This is a genomic window from Streptomyces sp. SID10853 (assembly GCF_010548145.1).
In the GTDB taxonomy this organism is placed as follows: Bacteria; Actinomycetota; Actinomycetes; order Streptomycetales; family Streptomycetaceae; genus Streptomyces.
In genome coordinates, this window is the sequence record NZ_JAAGLN010000125.1 from 1 (window position 1) to 19,929 (window position 19,929).

At 70.5% G+C, this 19,929-nt stretch carries 16 protein-coding genes, 1 tRNA gene and 1 pseudogene; 7 read left to right on the forward strand and 11 right to left on the reverse strand.

From position 1 onward, the window contains the following. Positions 1-334 precede the first annotated feature (334 nt). Positions 335-610 (forward strand): hypothetical protein, encoded by a 276-nt coding sequence (locus tag G3I19_RS22190; RefSeq protein ID WP_164265437.1) that lies wholly within the window; start codon positions 335-337, stop codon positions 608-610. 15 nt (positions 611-625) lie between these two features. After that, entirely contained in the window at positions 626-2,443 is a 1,818-nt protein-coding gene (glmS, locus tag G3I19_RS22195; protein ID WP_164265438.1) for a glutamine--fructose-6-phosphate transaminase (isomerizing), read from the forward strand. A gap of 109 nt (positions 2,444-2,552) precedes the next feature. Here glmS and G3I19_RS22200 read toward each other — a convergent pair whose 3' ends face one another. Continuing rightward, a complete protein-coding gene (locus tag G3I19_RS22200; protein ID WP_164265439.1) occupies positions 2,553-3,074 on the reverse strand; it encodes a universal stress protein in 522 nt (173 codons plus the stop codon). 885 nt (positions 3,075-3,959) lie between these two features. On the opposite strand from G3I19_RS22200, the gene G3I19_RS22205 reads away from it, so the two are divergent. From G3I19_RS22205 to G3I19_RS22215, 3 genes are all read left to right on the forward strand, one after another. Further along, positions 3,960-5,186 (forward strand): helix-turn-helix domain-containing protein, encoded by a 1,227-nt coding sequence (locus G3I19_RS22205; RefSeq protein WP_164265440.1) that lies wholly within the window; start codon positions 3,960-3,962, stop codon positions 5,184-5,186. A gap of 64 nt (positions 5,187-5,250) precedes the next feature. Continuing rightward, positions 5,251-5,862 (forward strand): oligoribonuclease, encoded by a 612-nt coding sequence (gene orn, locus G3I19_RS22210; RefSeq protein WP_164265441.1) that lies wholly within the window; start codon positions 5,251-5,253, stop codon positions 5,860-5,862. A 104-nt stretch (positions 5,863-5,966) separates the two neighbouring features. Beyond that, positions 5,967-6,039, forward strand: a tRNA-His gene (locus G3I19_RS22215). A gap of 97 nt (positions 6,040-6,136) precedes the next feature. Here the strand turns inward: G3I19_RS22215 and G3I19_RS22220 are convergent. From G3I19_RS22220 to G3I19_RS22255, 8 genes are all read right to left on the reverse strand, one after another. After that, positions 6,137-7,186 carry a LacI family DNA-binding transcriptional regulator gene (locus G3I19_RS22220; protein ID WP_164265442.1) on the reverse strand — a complete coding sequence of 350 codons (1,050 nt, stop codon included), beginning with the start codon at positions 7,184-7,186 and terminating at the stop codon, positions 6,137-6,139. A 225-nt stretch (positions 7,187-7,411) separates the two neighbouring features. Next, positions 7,412-8,869 carry a GH1 family beta-glucosidase gene (locus G3I19_RS22225; RefSeq protein WP_164265443.1) on the reverse strand — a complete coding sequence of 486 codons (1,458 nt, stop codon included), beginning with the start codon at positions 8,867-8,869 and terminating at the stop codon, positions 7,412-7,414. A 148-nt stretch (positions 8,870-9,017) separates the two neighbouring features. Next, on the reverse strand, positions 9,018-9,932 hold the full coding sequence (locus G3I19_RS22230; protein WP_164265444.1) for a carbohydrate ABC transporter permease: 915 nt from the start codon (positions 9,930-9,932) through the stop codon (positions 9,018-9,020). A 15-nt stretch (positions 9,933-9,947) separates the two neighbouring features. Next, positions 9,948-10,940, reverse strand: coding sequence for a sugar ABC transporter permease (locus G3I19_RS22235; protein ID WP_164265445.1), 993 nt, complete (start codon positions 10,938-10,940; stop codon positions 9,948-9,950). 218 nt (positions 10,941-11,158) lie between these two features. Further along, positions 11,159-12,487 carry an extracellular solute-binding protein gene (locus G3I19_RS22240; protein WP_164265446.1) on the reverse strand — a complete coding sequence of 443 codons (1,329 nt, stop codon included), beginning with the start codon at positions 12,485-12,487 and terminating at the stop codon, positions 11,159-11,161. Between the two features lie 624 nt (positions 12,488-13,111). After that, the gene (locus tag G3I19_RS22245; RefSeq protein ID WP_164265447.1) at positions 13,112-14,611 is read right to left on the reverse strand and encodes a cellulose binding domain-containing protein; all 1,500 of its coding nucleotides are present in this window, start codon (positions 14,609-14,611) and stop codon (positions 13,112-13,114) included. A gap of 205 nt (positions 14,612-14,816) precedes the next feature. Further along, complete coding sequence (locus tag G3I19_RS22250) at positions 14,817-16,211, reverse strand: HAMP domain-containing sensor histidine kinase (RefSeq protein WP_164265448.1); 1,395 nt, start codon at positions 16,209-16,211, stop codon at positions 14,817-14,819. Next, the gene (locus tag G3I19_RS22255) at positions 16,208-16,912 is read right to left on the reverse strand and encodes a response regulator transcription factor (RefSeq protein ID WP_164265449.1); all 705 of its coding nucleotides are present in this window, start codon (positions 16,910-16,912) and stop codon (positions 16,208-16,210) included. Before G3I19_RS22255 ends, G3I19_RS22250 begins: the two co-directional genes overlap by 4 nt. Before the next feature lie 87 nt (positions 16,913-16,999). Between G3I19_RS22255 and G3I19_RS22260 the strand changes: the two genes are divergently transcribed. Beyond that, complete coding sequence (locus tag G3I19_RS22260) at positions 17,000-17,596, forward strand: hypothetical protein (protein WP_164265450.1); 597 nt, start codon at positions 17,000-17,002, stop codon at positions 17,594-17,596. 42 nt (positions 17,597-17,638) lie between these two features. Here the strand turns inward: G3I19_RS22260 and G3I19_RS22265 are convergent, their stop codons facing one another. Next, positions 17,639-18,502: a fused MFS/spermidine synthase gene (locus G3I19_RS22265; RefSeq protein ID WP_343235170.1), complete on the reverse strand. Its 864-nt coding sequence runs from the start codon at positions 18,500-18,502 to the stop codon at positions 17,639-17,641. Positions 18,503-18,627: 125 nt separating this feature from the next. Then, positions 18,628-19,044: a hypothetical protein gene (locus G3I19_RS22270; RefSeq protein WP_164265452.1), complete on the reverse strand. Its 417-nt coding sequence runs from the start codon at positions 19,042-19,044 to the stop codon at positions 18,628-18,630. Positions 19,045-19,279: 235 nt separating this feature from the next. Between G3I19_RS22270 and G3I19_RS22275 the strand changes: the two are divergent. After that, positions 19,280-19,929 (forward strand): annotated as a pseudogene (locus tag G3I19_RS22275) (tetratricopeptide repeat protein); the annotation flags it as partial.

Below are 19,929 nucleotides of genomic sequence, written 5' to 3' on the forward strand. Positions count from 1 at the left end.
GCTCCGGTGCCGGCGAATCCGGCGGCCGTGACGAGGAGGAACGTACCGAGAAGCCGGGGCAGGGACCTGGATCGGGATGTTCTGTGCAGTCTCACAAGCGGATTCCCTCCGGAGGGTCTCGCAACTGTGGCGCTGGGCAACCGAACGTGCCCCCATGGCTACCCTGCGCCCCAGGGAAGGTCAAGGGTATAGACCACTCCGGATCCACTCCGGATCCCGCTCCCGGCCGGAACCGGCCGGAACCGGCCGATTCCGAAGCAGCCCAGCCGCCCCCACCTGCCCGGAATCGGGCAGAAATATTGCGAATACCCTCCCGCCACTCCAATATCAACGGGTGTCCGCAACCCGTCCGTCGTACGACGACCTCATCGACCACCTGGTGCGCAGCTCGGCGCTCCAGCGCGGCGAAGCCGCCCGGGTGGTCCTCGATGTGCTGGCCTACTTCGACGAGACGACGGAGGAGTTCGTCCGCAGGCGCCACCGCGAGCTGCAGGCCCGCGGGCTGACGAACCCGGATATTTTCCAACAGATCTCGGACGAGCTGCCTCATCGTGCAGTGGCACCGCCCGAGCTCTCCCTGCGGCAGCTGCGCCGCATGATCTACGGCTAGGAACCAAGGAGCGATATGTGCGGGATCGTCGGGTACATCGGCAAGCGTGATGTGGCACCGCTGCTGCTGGAGGGACTGCAGCGGCTGGAGTACCGGGGGTACGACTCCTCCGGCATCGTCATCTCCTCACCCAAGTCCGCCGCGCTGAAGATGGTCAAGGCGAAGGGCCGCGTGCGCGAGCTGGAGGCCCGGGTCCCGAAGCGGTTCGCGGGCACCACCGGAATCGCCCACACCCGCTGGGCCACCCACGGCGCCCCCAGCGACGTGAACGCCCACCCGCACCTGGACGCGGAGAACAAGGTCGCCGTCGTCCACAACGGCATCATCGACAACGCGTCCGACCTGCGCACCCGCCTCAACGCCGACGGTGTGGAGTTCCTCTCCGAGACCGACACCGAGGTCCTCACCCACCTCATCGCCCGCTCCCCCGCGGCGACGCTGGAGGAGAAGGTCCGCGAGGCCCTGCGGCTGATCGAGGGCACCTACGGCGTCGCGGTCATGCACGCGGACTTCCCCGACCGCATCGTCGTCGCCCGCAACGGCTCGCCGGTCGTCCTGGGCATCGGCGAGAAGGAGATGTTCGTCGCCTCCGACGTGGCGGCCCTCGTCTCGCACACCCGCCAGGTCGTCACGCTCGACGACGGCGAGATGGCCACCCTCAAGGCCGACGACTTCCGTACCTACACCACCGAGGGCTCCACCACCTCGTCGACGCCGACCACCGTGGAGTGGGAGGCCGAGTCGTACGACATGGGCGGCCACGACACGTATATGCACAAGGAGATCTCCGAGCAGGCCGAAGCAGTCGACCGGGTGCTGCGCGGCCGGATCGACGACCGCTTCTCCACGGTGCACCTGGGCGGTCTGAACCTGGACGCCCGGGACGCGCGGGGCGTGCGCCGGGTGAAGATCCTCGGCTGCGGCACCTCGTACCACGCGGGCCAGATGGGCGCCCAGCTGATCGAGGAACTGGCCCGCATCCCCGCGGACGCCGAGCCCGCTTCGGAGTTCCGCTACCGCAACCCGGTGGTGGACCCCGACACGCTGTATGTCGCCGTGTCGCAGTCCGGTGAGACGTACGACGTGCTGGCGGCGGTCCAGGAGCTCAAGCGCAAGGGCGCACGGGTGCTGGGCGTGGTCAACGTCGTCGGCTCGGCCATCGCGCGTGAGACCGACGGCGGGGTGTACGTGCACGCGGGCCCCGAGGTCTGTGTCGTCTCGACCAAGTGCTTCACCAACACGGTGGTCTCCTTCGCCCTGCTGGCGCTCCATCTGGGCCGGATCCGCGACCTGTCGGTGGCCGACGGCAAGCGGATCATCGCGGGGCTGCGGAAGCTGCCCGCCCAGATCGCCGGGATCCTGGACCGCGAGGACGAGATCGAGAAGCTGGCCGTCGAGTACGCGGACGCCAGGTCGATGATGTTCATCGGCCGGGTGCGCGGCTACCCGGTGGCGCGCGAGGCATCGCTGAAGCTCAAGGAGGTCTCGTACATCCACGCCGAGGCGTATCCGGCGTCCGAGCTGAAGCACGGGCCGCTCGCGCTGATCGAGCCCGCCATGCCGACGGTCGCGATCGTGCCCGACGACGATCTGCTGGAGAAGAACCGGGCGGCGCTGGAGGAGATCAAGGCGCGCGACGGACGCATCCTCGCGGTCGCGCACCAGGAGCAGCCGAAGGCCGATCACACGATCGTGGTGCCGAAGAACGAGGACGAGCTGGACCCGATCCTGCTGGGGATCCCGCTCCAACTGCTCGCCTACCACACGGCTTTGGCCCTGGGCCGGGACATCGACAAGCCGCGCAACCTGGCGAAGTCGGTCACGGTCGAGTAGCACGGGACGAGCGGCGCGGGGCCAGAGGCACGGCCCCGCAGCGGCCCGTCCGGCTGCTCCCGGTGGCAACCGCCCCGGGGGCAGCCGGTGTTGCGTGACGGGATGACGGTCAGGGGATAACGATGACGGGCCGCTGGGCGCGCCGGGCGAGGCGGCCGGCCACCGAGCCGAAGATCCGCCCGACGATGCCGTGCGTCGAACCGACGACGATCGCGTCCGCCGAGTACTCCCGGCCGACCTCCTCCAGTTCGTGGCAGATGTCGCCGCCGCGCTCCACGAGGATCCAGGGCACATCGGCGAGGTAGTCGGCGCAGGCCAGTTCGAGGCCGAGCACTTCGGTCCTGTGGTCCGGCACGTCCACGAAGACGGGGGGCTCGCAGCCCGCCCAGACCGTGGTCGGCAGCCGGTTGGCGACATGGACGATGATCAGGCCGGAGCCCAGTCGTACGGCCATGCCGATGGCATACGCGAGAGCCCGCTCACTGGAGGTCGAGCCGTCGAAACCGACGACGACCCCGTGTCTGAAAGCGGGATCACATGCGTGACGTGAGGCGTCCGCCGCATGGAGTTCAGCCGATGGATCGGCGGTCTGCCTGCGGTCCGCGGGTTCGGAGAATTCGTAACCGGCCATCGGTATCTCGGCGAAGAAGATCCTCTTGGGAGGGAACGGCAGTTGGCGGTGAAGCGTGTCCGGCGGAGCTGTGTCCGGGAATCATCTTCCCAAGCCCATACCCTCCAGAGTACGGCGACACTCCTCTCCTGCCCACTGCCCGCCGATCCAGTCCGGCGTTCCAGGGAGCATGCCCGAGCAGGCCGGTAAATGGCAATGCCAGGTGGTAGCTACAGCTTCCCGTCCCGGACCGCCGGCGCCGGAAACCGGCCGCCGGCGCCGCCCGGCCGTGCCACTCCGCGCTCCCCCGCGCACTCCGGTACGCGCGCCCGGACACCGGCCTGCCATGTGCCGGCCACCGGGCGGGCGGACAGGGGGCGTACGGCACCCGCCCGGCCGCCGTCCGGCCGCTCTCCGTACGCCGTTCGTCCGCCGCGCGGGCCCGCGCGTACCGGGAGCGCACAGGTTCCGATGGCAGTCTGGGCAGCGCACGCCGGTGTGCTGACTGAATCCCACCCGCGCGCCCGATCGTTTTCAGCCAACTTATGTGACCTACCCCGACCTTGGCGGAACGATACGTCAACCCCCGTGCCACCAGGGATGAAAGGACCAACGGCGGCTCTCGCACCCTACTGGGACGGGCCATGCGCGGGATGCCCACTTCCCTGGGGGCTTCCTGAGTGAAACGCTTCCTGATCGAATGCTTCGCGCCAAGTTGCCATGTCGACATAACGCCGTCAGTCGAACTTGTCACGCCGACAGCACGGGACACAGTAGATTCGATCTTGGGTAAGAGGCGGGGGATCTCGTGCTGGACCGAGGGGCTGTGACGATTAAAAGCAGTTTGCAGGAGCGACAGTCCCGACAGGATCAGGGAGCCATGAGCACCGAGGGGGGCTTAGCACCATGAGTCAGGGCCAGGACTCCACCGCCGTGGCGGAGACCGCAAGAAAGCTCTCCGGGCGCCGCCGCAAGGAGATCGTCTCGGTACTGCTCTTCAGCGGCGGGCCCATATTCGAGAGCTCGATTCCGCTCTCCGTCTTCGGCATCGACCGGCAGGACGCCGGGGTGCCCCGCTACCGGCTGCTGGTGAGCGCGGGCGAGGAAGGCCCGCTGCGCACCACGGGCGGTCTTGAACTCACCGCGCCGTACGGCCTGGAGGCCATCAGCAGGGCCGGCACCGTCGTCGTCCCGGCCTGGCGGTCGATCACCTCGCCGCCGCCGCCCGAGGCGCTGGACGCGCTGCGCCGTGCCCATGAGGAGGGCGCGCGCATCGTCGGTCTGTGCACCGGCGCGTTCGTGCTCGCCGCCGCCGGGCTCCTGGACGGCAGGCCCGCGACCACGCACTGGATGTACGCGCCGACGCTGGCGAAGCGCTATCCGTCGGTCCACGTGGACCCGCGTGAGCTCTTCGTCGACGACGGCGACGTCCTGACCTCGGCCGGGACCGCGGCGGGAATCGATCTATGCCTGCACATCGTGCGGACGGACCACGGCGCCGACGCGGCGGGCGCGCTCGCCAGGCGGCTGGTGGTCCCCCCGCGCAGGAGCGGCGGCCAGGAGCGCTACCTCGACAGGTCTTTACCGGAGGAAATCGGCTCCGACCCCCTGGCGGAGGTCGTCGCCTGGGCGCTGGAGCACCTCCACGAGCAGTTCGACGTGGAGACGCTGGCCGCTCGCGCGTACATGAGCCGCCGGACGTTCGACCGCCGGTTCCGCTCGCTGACCGGCAGTGCGCCGCTGCAGTGGCTGATCACCCAGCGGGTGCTCCAGGCGCAGCGCCTCCTGGAGACATCGGACTACTCGGTGGACGAGGTGGCGGGCCGCTGCGGCTTCCGTTCACCGGTCGCGCTGCGCGGTCACTTCCGGCGCCAGCTGGGCTCGTCGCCGGCCGCGTACCGGACGGCGTACCGGGCCCGCAGGCCGCAGGGGCCCGAGCCGGTACCGGTGGCTCCGGCGGCGGACGGCGTCCCGCAGTCCCGCCGTACACCGGCAGCGGCACCGGCACCGGGCGGCACCCAGCCCCCGGCGCCGCAGCAGGGGTCACCCGCGCTGCCCGACCCGGGCAAACCGGGCTCGGACACCTATGCACCGGGCCGCCCCGTGGTCCCCGGGCAGCGCAGCGCGACGTAAAGCAGGACGCAGCAGTACCCACGAGGGGCTGGGCCTTGCGGCTCAGCCCCTTAAGGTGGGGCGTATGAACGATCGCATGGTGTGGATCGACTGCGAGATGACCGGGCTCTCGTTGACGGACGACGCACTCATTGAGGTGGCCGCACTGGTCACCGACTCGGAGCTGAACGTGCTCGGCGAAGGGGTGGACATCGTGATCCGCCCGCCCGCCGAGGCACTGGAGACCATGCCCGACGTGGTGCGGAAGATGCACACCTCATCCGGCCTGCTCGACGAACTGGACGGCGGCACCACGCTGGCCGACGCCGAGCAGCAGGTGCTGGCGTATGTACGCGAGCACGTGAAGGAGCCGGGCAAGGCACCGCTCTGCGGGAATTCGGTCGGTACCGACCGGGGCTTCCTGCTGCGCGACATGAAGGATCTGGAGAGCTATCTCCACTACCGCATCGTGGATGTCTCCTCGGTCAAGGAGCTGTCCCGGCGCTGGTATCCGCGGGCCTACTTCAACAGCCCGGAGAAGAAGGGCAACCACCGGGCGCTGGCGGACATCCGCGAGTCGATCGCGGAGCTGCGCTACTACCGGGAGGCCGTCTTCGTGCCGCAGCCGGGGCCGGACTCGGACACCGCGAAGAAGATCGCGGCCAAGCACGTCCTCCCCACGGATCAGGACCGCTAGGACACTCCGTGAGGACGGGCGGCGACCTGCCGGAAAGGCGGGAGCGAGCACCCTCCCGGACCCTGTACACTTTTTCTCGGCCGGTCGGAAACGACACGGTCATGGTGGGTATAGCTCAGATGGTAGAGCACCTGGTTGTGGTCCAGGATGTCGCGGGTTCGAGTCCCGTTACTCACCCTTGATGATCAAGGGCCGACCTGCTTTCGCGGGTCGGCCCTTTTCCGTACGCGCAGCAGCCGGCCTCGGGCGCCCGGCCCGGTCCGGGCGGAAGGCCCTACGAGCTGAGCCGGGGCACCAGATCCGTCGGGAGCACCAGCTGGGCCCGCTCGACGGCGGGGGCCCCGGGCGAGCGGTGTACCGCGATCTCCGCGAGCAGCAGCCTGGCCATGGTGCGGCCCATCTCCTCGATCGGCTGCCGCACGCTCGTCAGCGGCGGGTCCATATGACGGGCGATCACCGAGTCGTCGAAGCCCACCAGCGCCACGTCGTCGGGCACCCGCAGACCGCGCTCGCGCAGCACCTGGCGGGCACCGGCCGCCATCACGTCGGATGCGGCGAACACCGCGTCCAGGTCGGGGCGGCGGTCGAGCAGCAGCTCCATCGCCCGGCGGCCGCTCTCCTCGGAGAAGTCGCCCGGGGCGACGAGCGCCTCGTCGCCGTCGGCGCCCGCAGCGGCGACGGCCTTGCGGTACCCGTCGAGGCGGCACTGCGCGGCGTAGATGTCGAACGGCCCGGTGATCGTCGCGATCCTGCGCCGGCCCCGCGCGATCAGGTGCCCGACGGCGCTGCGCGCCCCCTGATAGTTGTCCGAGTCGACCGAGGGAAGCGTCTCCCGGAAGGAACGCCGGCCGCTCACCACGGCCGGGATCTCCAGCTGCTGGAGGAGGTCGGGCAGCGGGTCGTCGGCGTGCACGGAGACGAGCAGCACGCCGTCCACCCGGTGCGCGGCCAGATACTGGGCGAGCCGGTCGCGCTCGCGGTCACTGCCGACGAGTGTGAGCAGCAGCTGCATCTCGGTGTCGGCGAGCGCGGCGCCCACGCCACGGACGATGTCCGAGAAGTACGGCTCGGCGAAGAAGCGAGTCTCGGGCTCGGGCACGACGAGCGCGATGGCGTCCGTGCGGTTCCCGGCGAGCGCGCGGGCCGCCCGGTTGGGCACGTACCCCAGCTCCGCCACCGCGGCCTCGACAGCCTCCCGCGTACGGTCGCTGACCCGGGGCGAGCCGTTGATGACGCGGGAGGCCGTGCCGCGGCCGACCCCGGCCCGCGCCGCGACCTCTTCGAGCGTGGGCCGCCCGCCGCTCCGTACTCGCGCTGCCGCCATGGCTGCCTCCCGTTCGCGGTCAATTTCTCACAAGGCGGATAACCGGACCAAGTCCGGTCGCCGGCTCCTCGACACGCTCGGGGGCTGGGTCCGTCCCGTACCGCGCGCCGCCGATGGGAGCGCTCCCACTCTACGGGGCGGTGCGGCCCGCCGGGAAACGGACCGCGGGCCGGACGGGACCTGGCACAGTGCCGGGTCCCGCCCGCCCGCCGGGGCCGGGCGCGGTCAGTCCACCGGGGGCAGCGCGTGGCGGCTGATCACGTCGGCATACCAGTGGGCGCTCGACTTCGGGATCCTGCGCTGGGACGCGTAGTCGACGTAGACCGCGCCGAACCGCTTGGAGTACCCGTACCCCCACTCGAAGTTGTCCATCAGGGACCAGAGGAAGTAGCCGCGCACATCGGCGCCGTCGGCCACCGCCCGCCGTACGGCGTCGAGATGGCCGTGCAGATAGTCGATCCGCTCGGGGTCGGCGACCCGGCCCTCGGGCGAGACGTAGTCGTCGAAGGCGGCGCCGTTCTCGGTGACCATCAGCGGCAGGCCCGGGTGGGCCCGGCTGACGTCCGTCAGCAGGGTGTACAGCCCGTCGGGGTCGATCGACCAGTTCATCGCGGTGCGCTTCTTGCCCTCGGCGAGGTGGAAGGCGACATGCTCGGAGCCGGTCCAGGGCGAGTGGTCGCTGCTGCCGTGGCCGTCGTCGCGGGTGTCTCCGGTGCCGGTCTCCGGTGTCGAAACCAGCGTCGGTGTGTAGTAGTTGACGCCCAGTACGTCGATGGGGGCCGCGATGGTGGCCAGGTCGCCGTCCTTGATCAGCTCCGGCCAGTCCACCAGATGCGCCGTGTCGGCGAGCAGGTCCTCGGGGTAGCCGCCGTCCAGGATCGGGCCGGTGAAGATCCGGTTGCCGACCGCGTCGATCCGGCGTGCGGCGTCCGCGTCGGCCGCGCTGCCGGTCAGCGGGCGGACCTGGTGGAGATTGAGGGTGACCGAGATCTGCGCGGTGGCGGGGAGTTGACCGCGCAGAACCTCGGTCGCCCGGCCATGGGCGAGGTTGAGATGGTGGGCCGCCCGCAGGGTCGCGGCCGGCTCGGTGCGGCCCGGGGCGTGCACCCCGGAGCCGTAGCCGAGGAAGGCGGAGCACCACGGCTCGTTGAGCGTGGTCCACATGCCGACGCGGTCGCCGAGCGCGTCGGCCATGATCGCCGCGTAGTCGGTGAAGCGGTCGGCGGTCGTCCGGTGCGGCCAGCCGCCCGCGTCCTCCAACTCCTGTGGCAGGTCCCAGTGGTAGAGCGTGGCGACCGGGGTGATGCCCGCTTCGAGCAGTTCGTCGGCGAGTCTGCGGTAGAAGTCCAGACCGCGCTCCACGGCCGGGCCGCGGCCGGTGGGCTGCACGCGCGACCAGGAGACGGAGAAGCGGTACGCCTTGAGGCCCAGCTGCTTCATCAGCGCCACGTCGTCGCGGTAGCGGTGGTAGTGGTCGGCGGCGATGTCACCGGTGTCACCGTTGCGGACCTTGCCCGGTGTGTGGCTGAAGGTGTCCCAGATGGACGGGGTGCGGCCGTCGCTGGCGGCGGCGCCCTCCACCTGGTAGGCGGCGGTGGCCGCGCCCCAGACGAAGCCCAGGGGGAAGTCCGTCGTCTCGGGCGCCTGCTCACGGGTGGTGGTCTCGGGTCGTACGGCAGTCATGCGGGAGCGCTCCCAGGGGTGGGCGGACAGGGGCAGATGGGCTCAAGCGGGGCTTGGGTCCTGAGTGGAGTGCGGCGGGACGTTCGGGTCCGTACGGCCCGTGGTCAGGCACCGGCCGTACGGACGTACCGGAAGGGGGTGCTGTGGTTCACCCCTTGACGGCGCCCGACATGATGCCTCCGACAATCCGCTTGCCGAAGACCACGAACACCACGAGCAGCGGCAGCGTGCTGATCAGCGCGCCCGCCATCACGATGCTCTGGTCGGGCGTGTAGGAGGCGCTCAGCTGGCCGAGGGCCACCTGTAGCGTCGGGTTCTGCTGGTTCAGGGCCAGGTAGGGCCAGAAGAAGTCGTTCCACGCCTGGACGAAGGTGAGCATCCCCAGCACCATCATCGCGGGGCGGGCCGCGGGAAGGACCACGCTGCGCACGATGCGGAGGTTGTTGGCGCCGTCGAGCTTGGCCGCCTCGATGAGTTCGTACGGCAGCGCTTCCGTCAGGTACTGCCGCATGAAGAAGACACCGAACGCGCTCACCAGGGTCGGGAAGATCACCGACTCCAGGTTCCCGCCCCAGCCGATCTTGGACATCATCATGAAGAGCGGGACGACGCTGAGCTGCGGGGGGATGGTCAGGGTCGCGATGACCGCGGTCATCAGCCAGCCGCGCCCCTTGAAGCGCATCTTGGCGAAGGCGTAACCGGCGAGGGTGCAGAAGAAGAGCGTAGCCGCGGTGATGCAGGAGGAGACGATGATGCTGTTGACGATCGCCTTGCCGAGGTGGGCCTGGTTCCAGGCGGCGTCGAGGTTGTGGAGGAGCCGCCCGCCGGGCACGAACGGCGGTGTGGTGTTGAGTACTTCGTCCTGGGTGTGGGAGGCCGCCACCAGTGTCCAGTACAGCGGCAGGATCGAGCCGATGCCGACGAGGATCAGTGCGACGTAGGCGAAGGGGCCGCCCTTCAGCTGCTGGCCCGCGCCGGGCCTGAAGCGGCGGCGGGGCGCGGGAGGGGCGGCGGCCGGCGGGGTGGTGAGACCGGGCGCGTGGGCGGGGCTGGTCATAGTCATGGATATCGCTCCCGGTCAGGCCGCTGATTTGCGTACGAAGCGGCTGATGAGCCAGTTGATCGCGGCGATGAGCAGCAGGAGAACGAGCATCGCCCAGGCCACCGCGGCGGCCGGACCGAGATGCCCCAGGTTCCAGCCGTAGTTGTAGAGATAAATACTGAGCGTCTCGTACTGGTTCTCGTTGCCCCCGATCGCTCCGAGCCTGCCGCCCTCCAGCAGGAGCGGCTCACCGAACAGCTGCATCGAGCCGATGGTGGAGATGACGATCGTGAAGAGGATCGTCGGCCGCAGCGACGGGATGGTCACCTTGCGGAACTGCTGCCAGCGCGAAGCGCCGTCGATCGAGGCTGCCTCGTACAGATCGGTGGGCACCGCTTGCATCGCGGCCAGGTAGATCAGGGTGTTGTACCCGGTCCAGCGCCAGATCACGATGACCGAGATGGCGATCTTCGATGTCCACTGGCCGTTGGCCCAGTTGGTGTGGCCGAGGCCGATGAAGTGCAGCGCCCAGTTCAGCAGTCCGCCGTCGGCCCGGAAGACCAGGGCGAAGACCAGGGCGGCGGAGGCCACCGATGTGGCGTACGGGGTGAGGATGATCGTGCGCCAGAAGGTGCTGGCCCGCAACTTGTAGTTCAGCAGATGGGCGAGGCCCAGCGCCACCAGCAGCTGCGGGACCGTCGACATCACGCCGATCAGGAAGGTGTTGCCGACCGCCGTCCAGAACTCGGAGTCATGGAGGATCTTGGAGAAGTTCTCCCAGCCGACCCACTGCATCTGGTCGAGGCCGGTCATCTCCACGCGGTGCAGGGCGATCCAGCCGGTGTAGATCAGCGGATAGAGACCGAAGGCGCCGAAGACCAGGAAGAACGGGGCGATGTATGCGTAAGGGGATGCTTTGTCGTCGAACCGCCACAGCCGACTCCGCCACTTCTGCCGGCGGGCCGGCGTCTGCTTGGAACCGCGGGGAGGCGGGGCGTAAGTATCCCGGGTGGGGGTCGAGGTTGCCACAGGCGGGAGTCCTTTCCCTGGGATGCGCCGACCCGGCGCGATGAGCGGACCTGTCCGGCCCGGTGTGGCGGTGTCCGGACCTGTCCGGCCCGGTGTGGCGGTGTCGGATCGCCGGTCCATGTGCGTACCGCCCGGGCGGCGTCCGGCCTCATCGGCAGGGCGCCGCCCGCATCGGTGACCGGCGCCGACGGCCCGGTGGCCGCCCGCACCGGTGCCGATCAGCCGACCGTCTTGTCGATGTTGTTGATCGCGTCGTTCCACGCCTTCGACGAACTGGTGTGGCGCTGCTCCATGTTGGTGATCTGTGTGGAGAACGCGTCCTTGATGTCGGCGTCCTTCGGGCCGAGCACGGCAGCCGGGATGGTGGCGGCCTCCTGGGCGTAGATCTTGCCTACGGGCGCGTTGTTGAAGTAGGGAAGCTTGGCGTTCTTCACTTCGGGAAGGGTGTACGCGTTCTTGTTGGACGGGAAGGCGCCGATCGCCTTGAAGACGGCGGCCTGCTGGGCCGGCGCGGTCAGCCACTTGACCAGTGCGCTGGCCTCGGCCACGTGCTGACCGCTCTTGGGAATGCCCAGGAACGAGCCGCCCCAGTTGGCCGAGGACGAGCCGGGGGCCGTGGTGATGTCCCAGTGACCCTTGTTGGACGGGCCCGCGTTCGTCGAGATCTGACCGGCCATCCATGCGGGACAGACGACGGTGGCGACGCTGTTCTTGCGCAGCGCCGGCGGCCAGGTGGGCGGGTCGAACTGTGCGAGACCGTGCGAGAGCCCCTCGGAGGCGGCCTGGGAGGCCAGCTTCCAGCCGTCCTTGACGCTGGAGCTGGTCTTGTAGATCGGCTGACCGCTGGAGTCGTAGTACTGCTGCGTGTTGGAGCTCACCACAGCGTTGAACATGGCGCTCGCCGAGTCCATGAAGAAGGTGCCCGCGGGAGCGTTCTTCTTGTACTCCTCACCCAGCGCGAGGTAGTCACTCCATCCGCCGGCGATCTTCTGGGCCACCTTGTCCCGGTCGGTCGGCAGGCCGGCCTTCTTGAAGAGGTCCGTGTTGTAGCAGAGCGACATAGGACCGATGTCGGTGCCCGCGCCGATCACCTGTCCGCCCGACGTGGTGGCCTGCTTCTCCTTCCAGGACACCCAGTCGTCGACGTTGATCACCTTGCTGAGGTCGGCGAACTTGTCCGCCTTGGTGTCGACCATTTCCTTGATCCGGCCGACCTCGATGCCCTGAACGTCCGCCAGGCCACTGCCGGAGTTCAGCTCCTGGAGCAGCTTGGGGTAGTAGACCTTCTCATCGGCGGTGGTGTCTTCCTTGACCGTGATGTTCGGGTGCAGCTTGTGGTACTGGGCGAAGAGCCCGGCCTCCTTGTAGCCGAACTGCCCGTAGTCCGCGACGGTCAGGGTGATGTTCCCGTTCGCGTCGGTGCTCTTGCCCGAGTCCGACGAGTCGCTGCTGCAGCCGGCCAGCAACAGGGCGGTGGCCGTCAGGCCCGTGGTGGCGATGACCGCGGCTCTGCGGCGGCGACCGCCGACGGTGCGGGTGATGCGCATTCCACTACTCCTTGTTCCAGGGTGGGACCGGGTTCTTACTGCGCGGCATACGCGCTGGTGAGCACGGGTGCCGGGAAGTGCAAGGGGGGAGACACGGGCTGTTCTGTCCGTACGGGAAGGACCCGTGCGATGTGGGAGCGCTCCCATGCGCCGATGCCGGAAGGTTGCTGCCTCGGAGGGGTGGGTGTCAAGAGTTGAAGACGCTTCCGTTGCCCGAGCGTGTCCCGCACGTCACGAGAACGTGTCCGGCACAGCCCTTGCCGACATCTGCCCCGGCCCGCCCCGATGCCGGGCCGGGGCGCGTTCCCGCAGTTCAGCGGGGTGACGCACGCGAAAGGCCCGGCTACGGGGCCTGGCAGGGGCACACCGGAACCGGGATCACGGCCGTACACCGGAAGGTGAACGGGGCTTGGAGGGGAAGGCCGTTCCGGACGCCAGCCGCCTTTTTTCTTCGAACTTCGCCCTGGAGCGGGCGGGTTACGCGGCCCGGTGTGCCGGGCGGGGCCGGGCGGGGGTACGGGCAGGCGGGCGGGCGTACGGGATGTCCGGGCGGGTCCGGGCACGGCGAAACGCCCCGGCCGGGTGGGGGGTGAGCCGGCCGGGGCGTCTGTTCGGGGAGCGGCGTCAGCTGTTCGCCGCGAACGCCTTGCTGAAGGCCAGCTCGTCCTGGACCACCGACGAGCACGTCGGGTCGGCCGAGTCCTTCGCACCGCCCGGGCACTCCTTGTCCCGCGCGCCCGACCACATCGAGAGCCGGGCCAGGCCCTTCGCCTTGGCGAACTCGGCCAGCTGCTTCGCGTCGTCCACCGTGAACTTCTCGGTGTTGACGTCATTGACGCCGATCATCGGCGTGACCGCGACGGCCTTCCAGGCAGCGGCGTCCGAAAGCCCGAGTACCCCCTTGATCTGAGCCTGCGTGGCGGTCGCCGCCTGGGTCGCGTAGTCACCCATGTCACCGCTGTACGAGGCGCCGTAGTCCATGGCCATGATGTTGACCGCTGAGATGTCGACGCCGTTCTTCTTCGCGTTGGCAACGAGGTCCACGCCGGGCTGGGTCAGTCCCTCGGGCATCACCGGCAGCGTGAACGAGACGTCGAGCCCGGGGTGGGACTTCTGGAGCTGCGCGATGGCCTGGGCGCGGCGGGTGTTGGCCGCGGTGTCCGGCAGCGCACCGCCCTCGATGTCGAAGTCGACCTTGGTGAGCTTGTAGGTGTCGATGACCTTGCCGTAAGCGGCGGCCAGCGCGTCGGCGGATGTGCAGGCCGCGCCCAGTTCGGTGCCGGAGGCCCCGCCGAAGGACACCCGGACGTCACCGCCCTTGGCCCGCAGGCCGCTGATCTGCGAGGCCACCTTGTCGTCGCCGAGTCCCGTGGCACCGCCCCAGAGCGGGGCGCAGCTGCCGCCTGAGGTGATGAAGGCCAGGTTGAACTCCTTCACCCCGGCCTTGGTCACCGTGTCGAGCAGGTTGTACGCCGGGTACAGCGAGGTGTCGATGTACGGGGCGAAGCCCGCGCCCGACGAGGTGCCTGTGCCGGTGGCCTTGGGGGGCGTGGATGCGGGCTTCGACGCGGCGCTCCCGGTCGCTCCCGCGGCCGCCGTGGGGTCGGCCGACGGCTGCGAGGACTTCGAAGCGGACGGCTGGGACGGCTCGGTGGGCCGGCCGCTCGGCGCGGGCGCACCGCCGTCGTCGACCGAACACTTGGCGCCGTCGATGACACAGCCGGTGGGGTCACCGGCGGTGGCACCCGCCGAGGTGACGAAGCCGATGGTGAGGGACTTGCCGGCGGCGATACCCGCCTTGTCCCACTTCGACGGCCGCACGGTGACGTGCTGTCCGTCGACCGTGGAGTCGGCGTTCCAGAGCGAGCTGAGCCTGGTGCCCTTGGGCAGGTCGAACTCCAGCTTCCAGTCGGTCAGCGCCTTCCCGGCGTCGTTGCTGACGACGTACTGGCCGGTGTAACCGCCCTGCCAGTCACTGGTCTTGCTGTAGGCGGCGCCCACATCGGCGGCGTGCGCGGTACCGGTCAGTGCGAACGCGCCGCCCCCTGCGACGGCCGCGGCCACGACCGCGCCCATCGCCTTGGTCGTGCCGCTCACCTTGCGCCGGTGGGTCGTCGTACTCATGGCGTGCCTGCCTCTGCGTTACGGAAGTGGGGGGTGTGGCAGCACGCTAGCGAGTCCGAACCGGACAATTGGGCGGTTCAGGAGGGAAGACGAGGATCTTAGGGCGGGCTTAAGGAAGACAAAGGGAGCGGTTAATGCGGGGCTTGCCGACGGGTGCCGCTGTCCTTCCCGTGAGGGCTTCCCGGGCGTGTGCCACTGCCCCGGATCAGCCCGGTACCGACCCCCGGAGCGCCCCGCGTCTGCGGCCCCGCACCCGGTGGCCGCGGGCCGCTCCCGTACGGCCGCCGTCCAGGGCGATCCACAGCCGGACCTCGGTGCCGCCGAGGACCGAGCGCCCGATCCGTACGTCACCGCCGGTCGACTCGGCGACCCGGCGCACGATGTCCAGGCCGAGCCCCGTGGAGCCGGTCCGCCGGCCGCTGTTGCCGCGGGCCAGTGCCGCCGCCGGGTCGGCGATGCCCGCTCCGGCGTCCGACACGAGGACGATGACGGCGTCGTCCGCGTGGTGCACATCCACCGCGAAGGGGGTGCCCTCGGGGGTGTGGCGGAAGACGTTGCCGAGCAACGCGTCGAGTGCGGCGGCCAGTTCGGAGCGTACGACCGGGATGCGTACCGTCCGGCCCACGCCCGCCAGCCGTACCGTGCGGCCCTCGTCCTCCGCCAGCGCCGACCAGAAGGCCATCCGCTCCCGGATCACCTCGGAGACGTCGCAGCCGCCGGATGCGCTCTGCTGCCCCTGGGTCCGCGGCCGCTGTTCGCGGGCCGTGCGGATGATCGTGTCGACCTCCCGCTCCAGCTTCTCGACGGCCGCGCGGGTCTGCTCGGCGGCCGGACCTTCGCCCAGCGAGGCCGCGTTGAGCCGCAGGACGGTGAGCGGGGTGCGCAGCCGGTGGGAGAGATCGGCGGCCAGTTCGCGTTCGTTGTCCAGGAGTTGGACGACCTGGTCGGCCATCGAGTTGAACGCCACGGCGGCCGAGCGCAGTTCGGTGGGCCCCTCCTCGGCGACCCGTACGGAGAGCCTGCCCTCGCCCAGTTCGTGCGCCGCCCGCGCGAGCCGCTGCGCTGGGCGCACCATCCGTACGCCCAGCCGGTCGGCGACCGCGACCGATCCGACGACCAGCGCGACGGCGACGCCCGCGAGGACCAGCCAGGCGGTGCCGACGCCGTGGGAGACCTCGTCGTCCGGTACGTACACCTCGACGACCGCGATCTTCCCGGTCGGCAGCGCGGTCGGCTGGAGGAGCGCGGAGCCGCCGGGCACCTTGGTGATGACGGCCTGGCGGCGGGCGGCCTCGATGTCCTTGGCCGCGGCGCGCCGGTGGCCCGTCTCGGTCGGCCCGCTGCCCGGCTCACCCGAGGCGGGCACATGGAGGGCGACGCGGCCCGCGGCGCCCGCCGGGGTGGAGGCGGCCGCCTTCTCCAGCGCGAGACGGTCGGTGGTGATGGAGAGGGTGGGGGCGAGGGCCGACGCGTTCCGCTCGGCGGCGGCGAACGCCCGGTCGCCGGCCATCTCCTTGATGACGAGACCGAGCGGCAGGGCGAAGGCCACCACGACCATGGCGGTGGCGGCCAGCGCCACCTTGACCAGCGCCCACCTCATCGGGGCGGCTCCGGCCGGGGCGGCTCCAGCTTCACCCCGACACCGCGGAGTGTGTGCAGATAGCGCGGGTTCGCGGCGGTCTCGCCGAGTTTCCGGCGCAGCCAGGAGAGATGGACGTCGATGGTCTGGTCGTCGCCGTACGACTGCTGCCACACCTCGGCGAGCAGTTCCTTGCGCGGTACGACCACTCCCGGCCGTCCGGCGAGGAAGGTCAGCAGGTCGAACTCCCGCCGGGTGAGATCGAGCCGTACCCCGTCCAGCTCCGCCTGTCTGCGCAGCGGGTCGACGCAGAGCCCGCCGACGCGGATGAGCTGCGGGGGCGGCTCGGCGCCCGGCCGGCTGCGGGAGCGGCGCAGTACGGCCGCCATCCGGGCCGACAGGTGCTCCACGGAGAAGGGCTTGGTGAGGTAGTCGTCGGCGCCGTCGTTGAGCAGCCGTACGATCTCCGTCTCGTCGTCCCGCGCAGTGGCGATGATCACCGGTACGTCGGTGATGCTGCGCAGCATCTTCAGCGCTTCCGCCCCGTCGAGATCGGGCAGGCCCAGATCGAGAATGACCAGGTCAAAGCCGAAATGGGCCACCTCACGCAGGGCCTCGAGGGCCGTGCCGACGCTCCGCACGGTGTGCGCGGCCTCGGTGAGGTGCCGGATGAGGGCGGAGCGTACGAACTGGTCGTCCTCGACCACGAGCACACTTGCCATGGGCGGCACCGTACGCCATCCGGGGGCGTGCGGGACGTGTCTCACCGTGTTGCGCCACCTCTGGGGCGGGTGGTGGAGTATGGCGCGATGATCCGGCGACTGACACAGGCCCTGGCATGGTCGCTCGCCACCGGCGCGGCGACGACGCTGACCTGGTGGGGGGTGCATTCGGTGATGGCGGGCACGGCCTACGACCTGCCCCGGGCACTTCCGGTGGCCGGAAGCCCCGAGCTGCTCTCGTCGGCCACACAGCGGCCGGAGGCACCTGATTCCGCGTCGCCCGGGGCGGGCAGCTCACCGTCGGGCGGGTCGTCATCGCCCTCCTCCGCCCACCCGTCACGCGAGGCTTCCCCGCCGCCCGCACCGTCCGCTTCGGCCCCGGCCTCGCAGCGTTCTTCGGCCTCGTCGACGGCGAACGACCGGACCGGTTCATCGAATTCACCCGGCACATCCGGTTCATCCGGCGATGTCCGGAGTTATACGTCCTCGGGCGGCCGGGCCGTCTTCGACCTGGGGGCTGCCTCGGCGGAGCTGGTGTCGGCGACCCCGGCGGACGGCTGGCAGATGCGGGTCTGGAAGCAGCCGGAGTGGATCCGGGTGACCTTCACACAGGGGCAGCGGTCGGTGTCGGTGTTCTGCACCTGGAACGGCCACAGCCCGACGGTCGAGGTCGACGACCACTGAGGGCCCGGCGGCCGGACGCCCCCGCACGGCCGGGTGGCGCCGCTACCTGAAGACCGCTGACGGCGGTGCAGGCGACGCCTCGGCGTCCGCGTCCCGTACCGGCCTCGCCCCGCCCGTGAAGTCCGTCAGTCCGCGGCCGTGCTCCACCCGCCCCGCGTGCCCGTCCCCCGCCACCCGGCGGGTCAGCTCGGCGACCGGCAGCGGGAGCGCCGAAGCCAGCAGGACCGCGTTCCCGAACCTGCGGCCGCGCAGTACCGACGGCTCGGCCGCCAGGGCCAGTTCGGGGAAGGTCTCCGCCGCCGTGGCGATCTGGCCGCGCAGATACGTGAGCGGCGGGCCGTCCGTGAGGTTCGCCGCGTACCAGCCGGCCGGCTTCAGCGCTCTGCGGACCTCGGAGAGGAATTCCGTACTGGTCAGATGCGCGGGGGTGCGCGCACCGCTGAAGACGTCGGCGACGATCAGGTCCGCCCAGCCGTCCGGGATCTTGGCGAGCGCGGCGCGGGCGTCGGTGGAGCGGACGCGGATCCGGGCGCCCGGGTCCAGCGGCAGCACCCGGCGCACCAGTTGGACCAGCGGGCCGTCCACTTCGGCGATCTGCTGGGTGGAGCGGGGGCGGGTCGCCGCGGCATAGCGGGCCAGGGTGAACGCCCCGCCGCCCAGATGCACGGCGTGCAGCGGCTGCCTGGGCGGTCCGGCGAGATCGATGACATGGCCGAGCCTGCGCTGGTACTCGAAGTCGAGGTACGTGGGGTCGTCGAGGTCCACATGGGACTGCGGGGCACCGTCGATCAGCAGCGTCCAGGCACGCGGGCGGTCGCGGTCGGGCCTGAGTTCGGCGATCCCGCCGTCCACCTGCTCGACGACGGACTCCGGTGCGGAACGGCCCTGCCGCTTGTTCTTCGCCACTCCCCCAGTATCGCGCCCGGCGGCGGACGCGCTCAGCGGCCGCCCGGCAGGCGCTCGGCAGGCGCCCGGCAGGCGCCCGGCAGGCACTCGGCAGGCGCTCGGCAGGCGCTCGGCGGCCCCTGCCGTCACCTGCGGTTGTCGGCCGCCTCGATCAGACGGGCCGCCTCGCCGAGCGCCGCCCTCAGCACCGAAGGGTCGGTGACCGGTGCCGTCTCGGGCGGCAGCAGCCAGCCGGTGCCCCGGACCGGCGGCTCCTCGGGGATCCGCAGCCCGCGGCCGTTGGTCTGCGTACACGCGCTGCCCGGCAGGTCCCAGCCGTCGGCCGTGCCGGGCGGCACGAGGAAGCCGAGCGTGTCGCAGGCTCCGTCGTGCAGGACGGGCCCCACATCGGCCGAATCCGCCCCCCGGCGCAGGATGTCCACCGCCTCCAGCCCCTGCCGTGCGGGGACCGTGACCAGATCGCACGGTTCGGCCGCGCCCTCGGGCGGTGCGCTGCACTCCTGGCTGGGTGTGTGCCGGGCGGTTGTTCTCGAACCGCTCATCTCGATACCGGTCTCCAACAAGGCAACCCCTCCTCGTTCTCCACAAGGTTCAACGCCTGCGGGCGTCAAGGGCTACGGCGCAGCGCCGCCGTAAAGGATGGCAGTTCATGGCAAATCGCGGGTGAGATATCCGTTTTGTAGCTATACCGGGTGTGTGTGTCTCATCACAGACGGTACGTTTTGCGCGCCGGAGCGGTCCGGGCCGGCAGCACTGTCCGCCAGAGAGGGCTCGGCCATGGCGATGTCACGGGAGGTACGCAACCCGGCTTTCCGGCAGTTGCGCGGACAGCGCTCGCCCGGTGAGTTCGCGGCGGCCATCCGCAGGGCCGCCCGCGAGATCGGCGAGCAGGTCTCGTGCGACGCGCGGTACATCGGGCGCGTCGAGGCCGGCGAGATCCGCTGCCCCAACTACGCGTACGAGCGGGTGTTCCTGCATATGTTCCCCGGTTCGACCCTGAAGGACCTGGGGTTCTCCGACCGGGGGGTGGTGCGGGGCCGGGGCGTCTGTCCCGGTGCCGAGCCACCGTCCCGGCCCCCGACCGGCCTGCCCCCTTCCAGCCGGCCCTGCACCAGCCACTCCTGCACCAGCCACCCCTGCACCAGCCAGAACAACGAGGAGAGCGACGTGCTGCGTCGCGCATTCATGGCCGGCGGTTCCGCCGCGATGGCCGCCGTCTCACTGGGCCTCGGCCCGGCCCCCGTACCGTCGCAGCGCCACGTGGGCGAGGCGGAGGTCAGCGCCGTCGAAGCGGCCGTACGGCAGATCCGGCTGCTCGACGACCGGCATGGCGCCGCCGGTCTCTACCAGCGGGCCGCACGTCCGCTGGAGGCCGCGTACGCGCTGCTCGACGCGGGCACCGCCCGCCGGTCGGCGGTCGGCCGGCT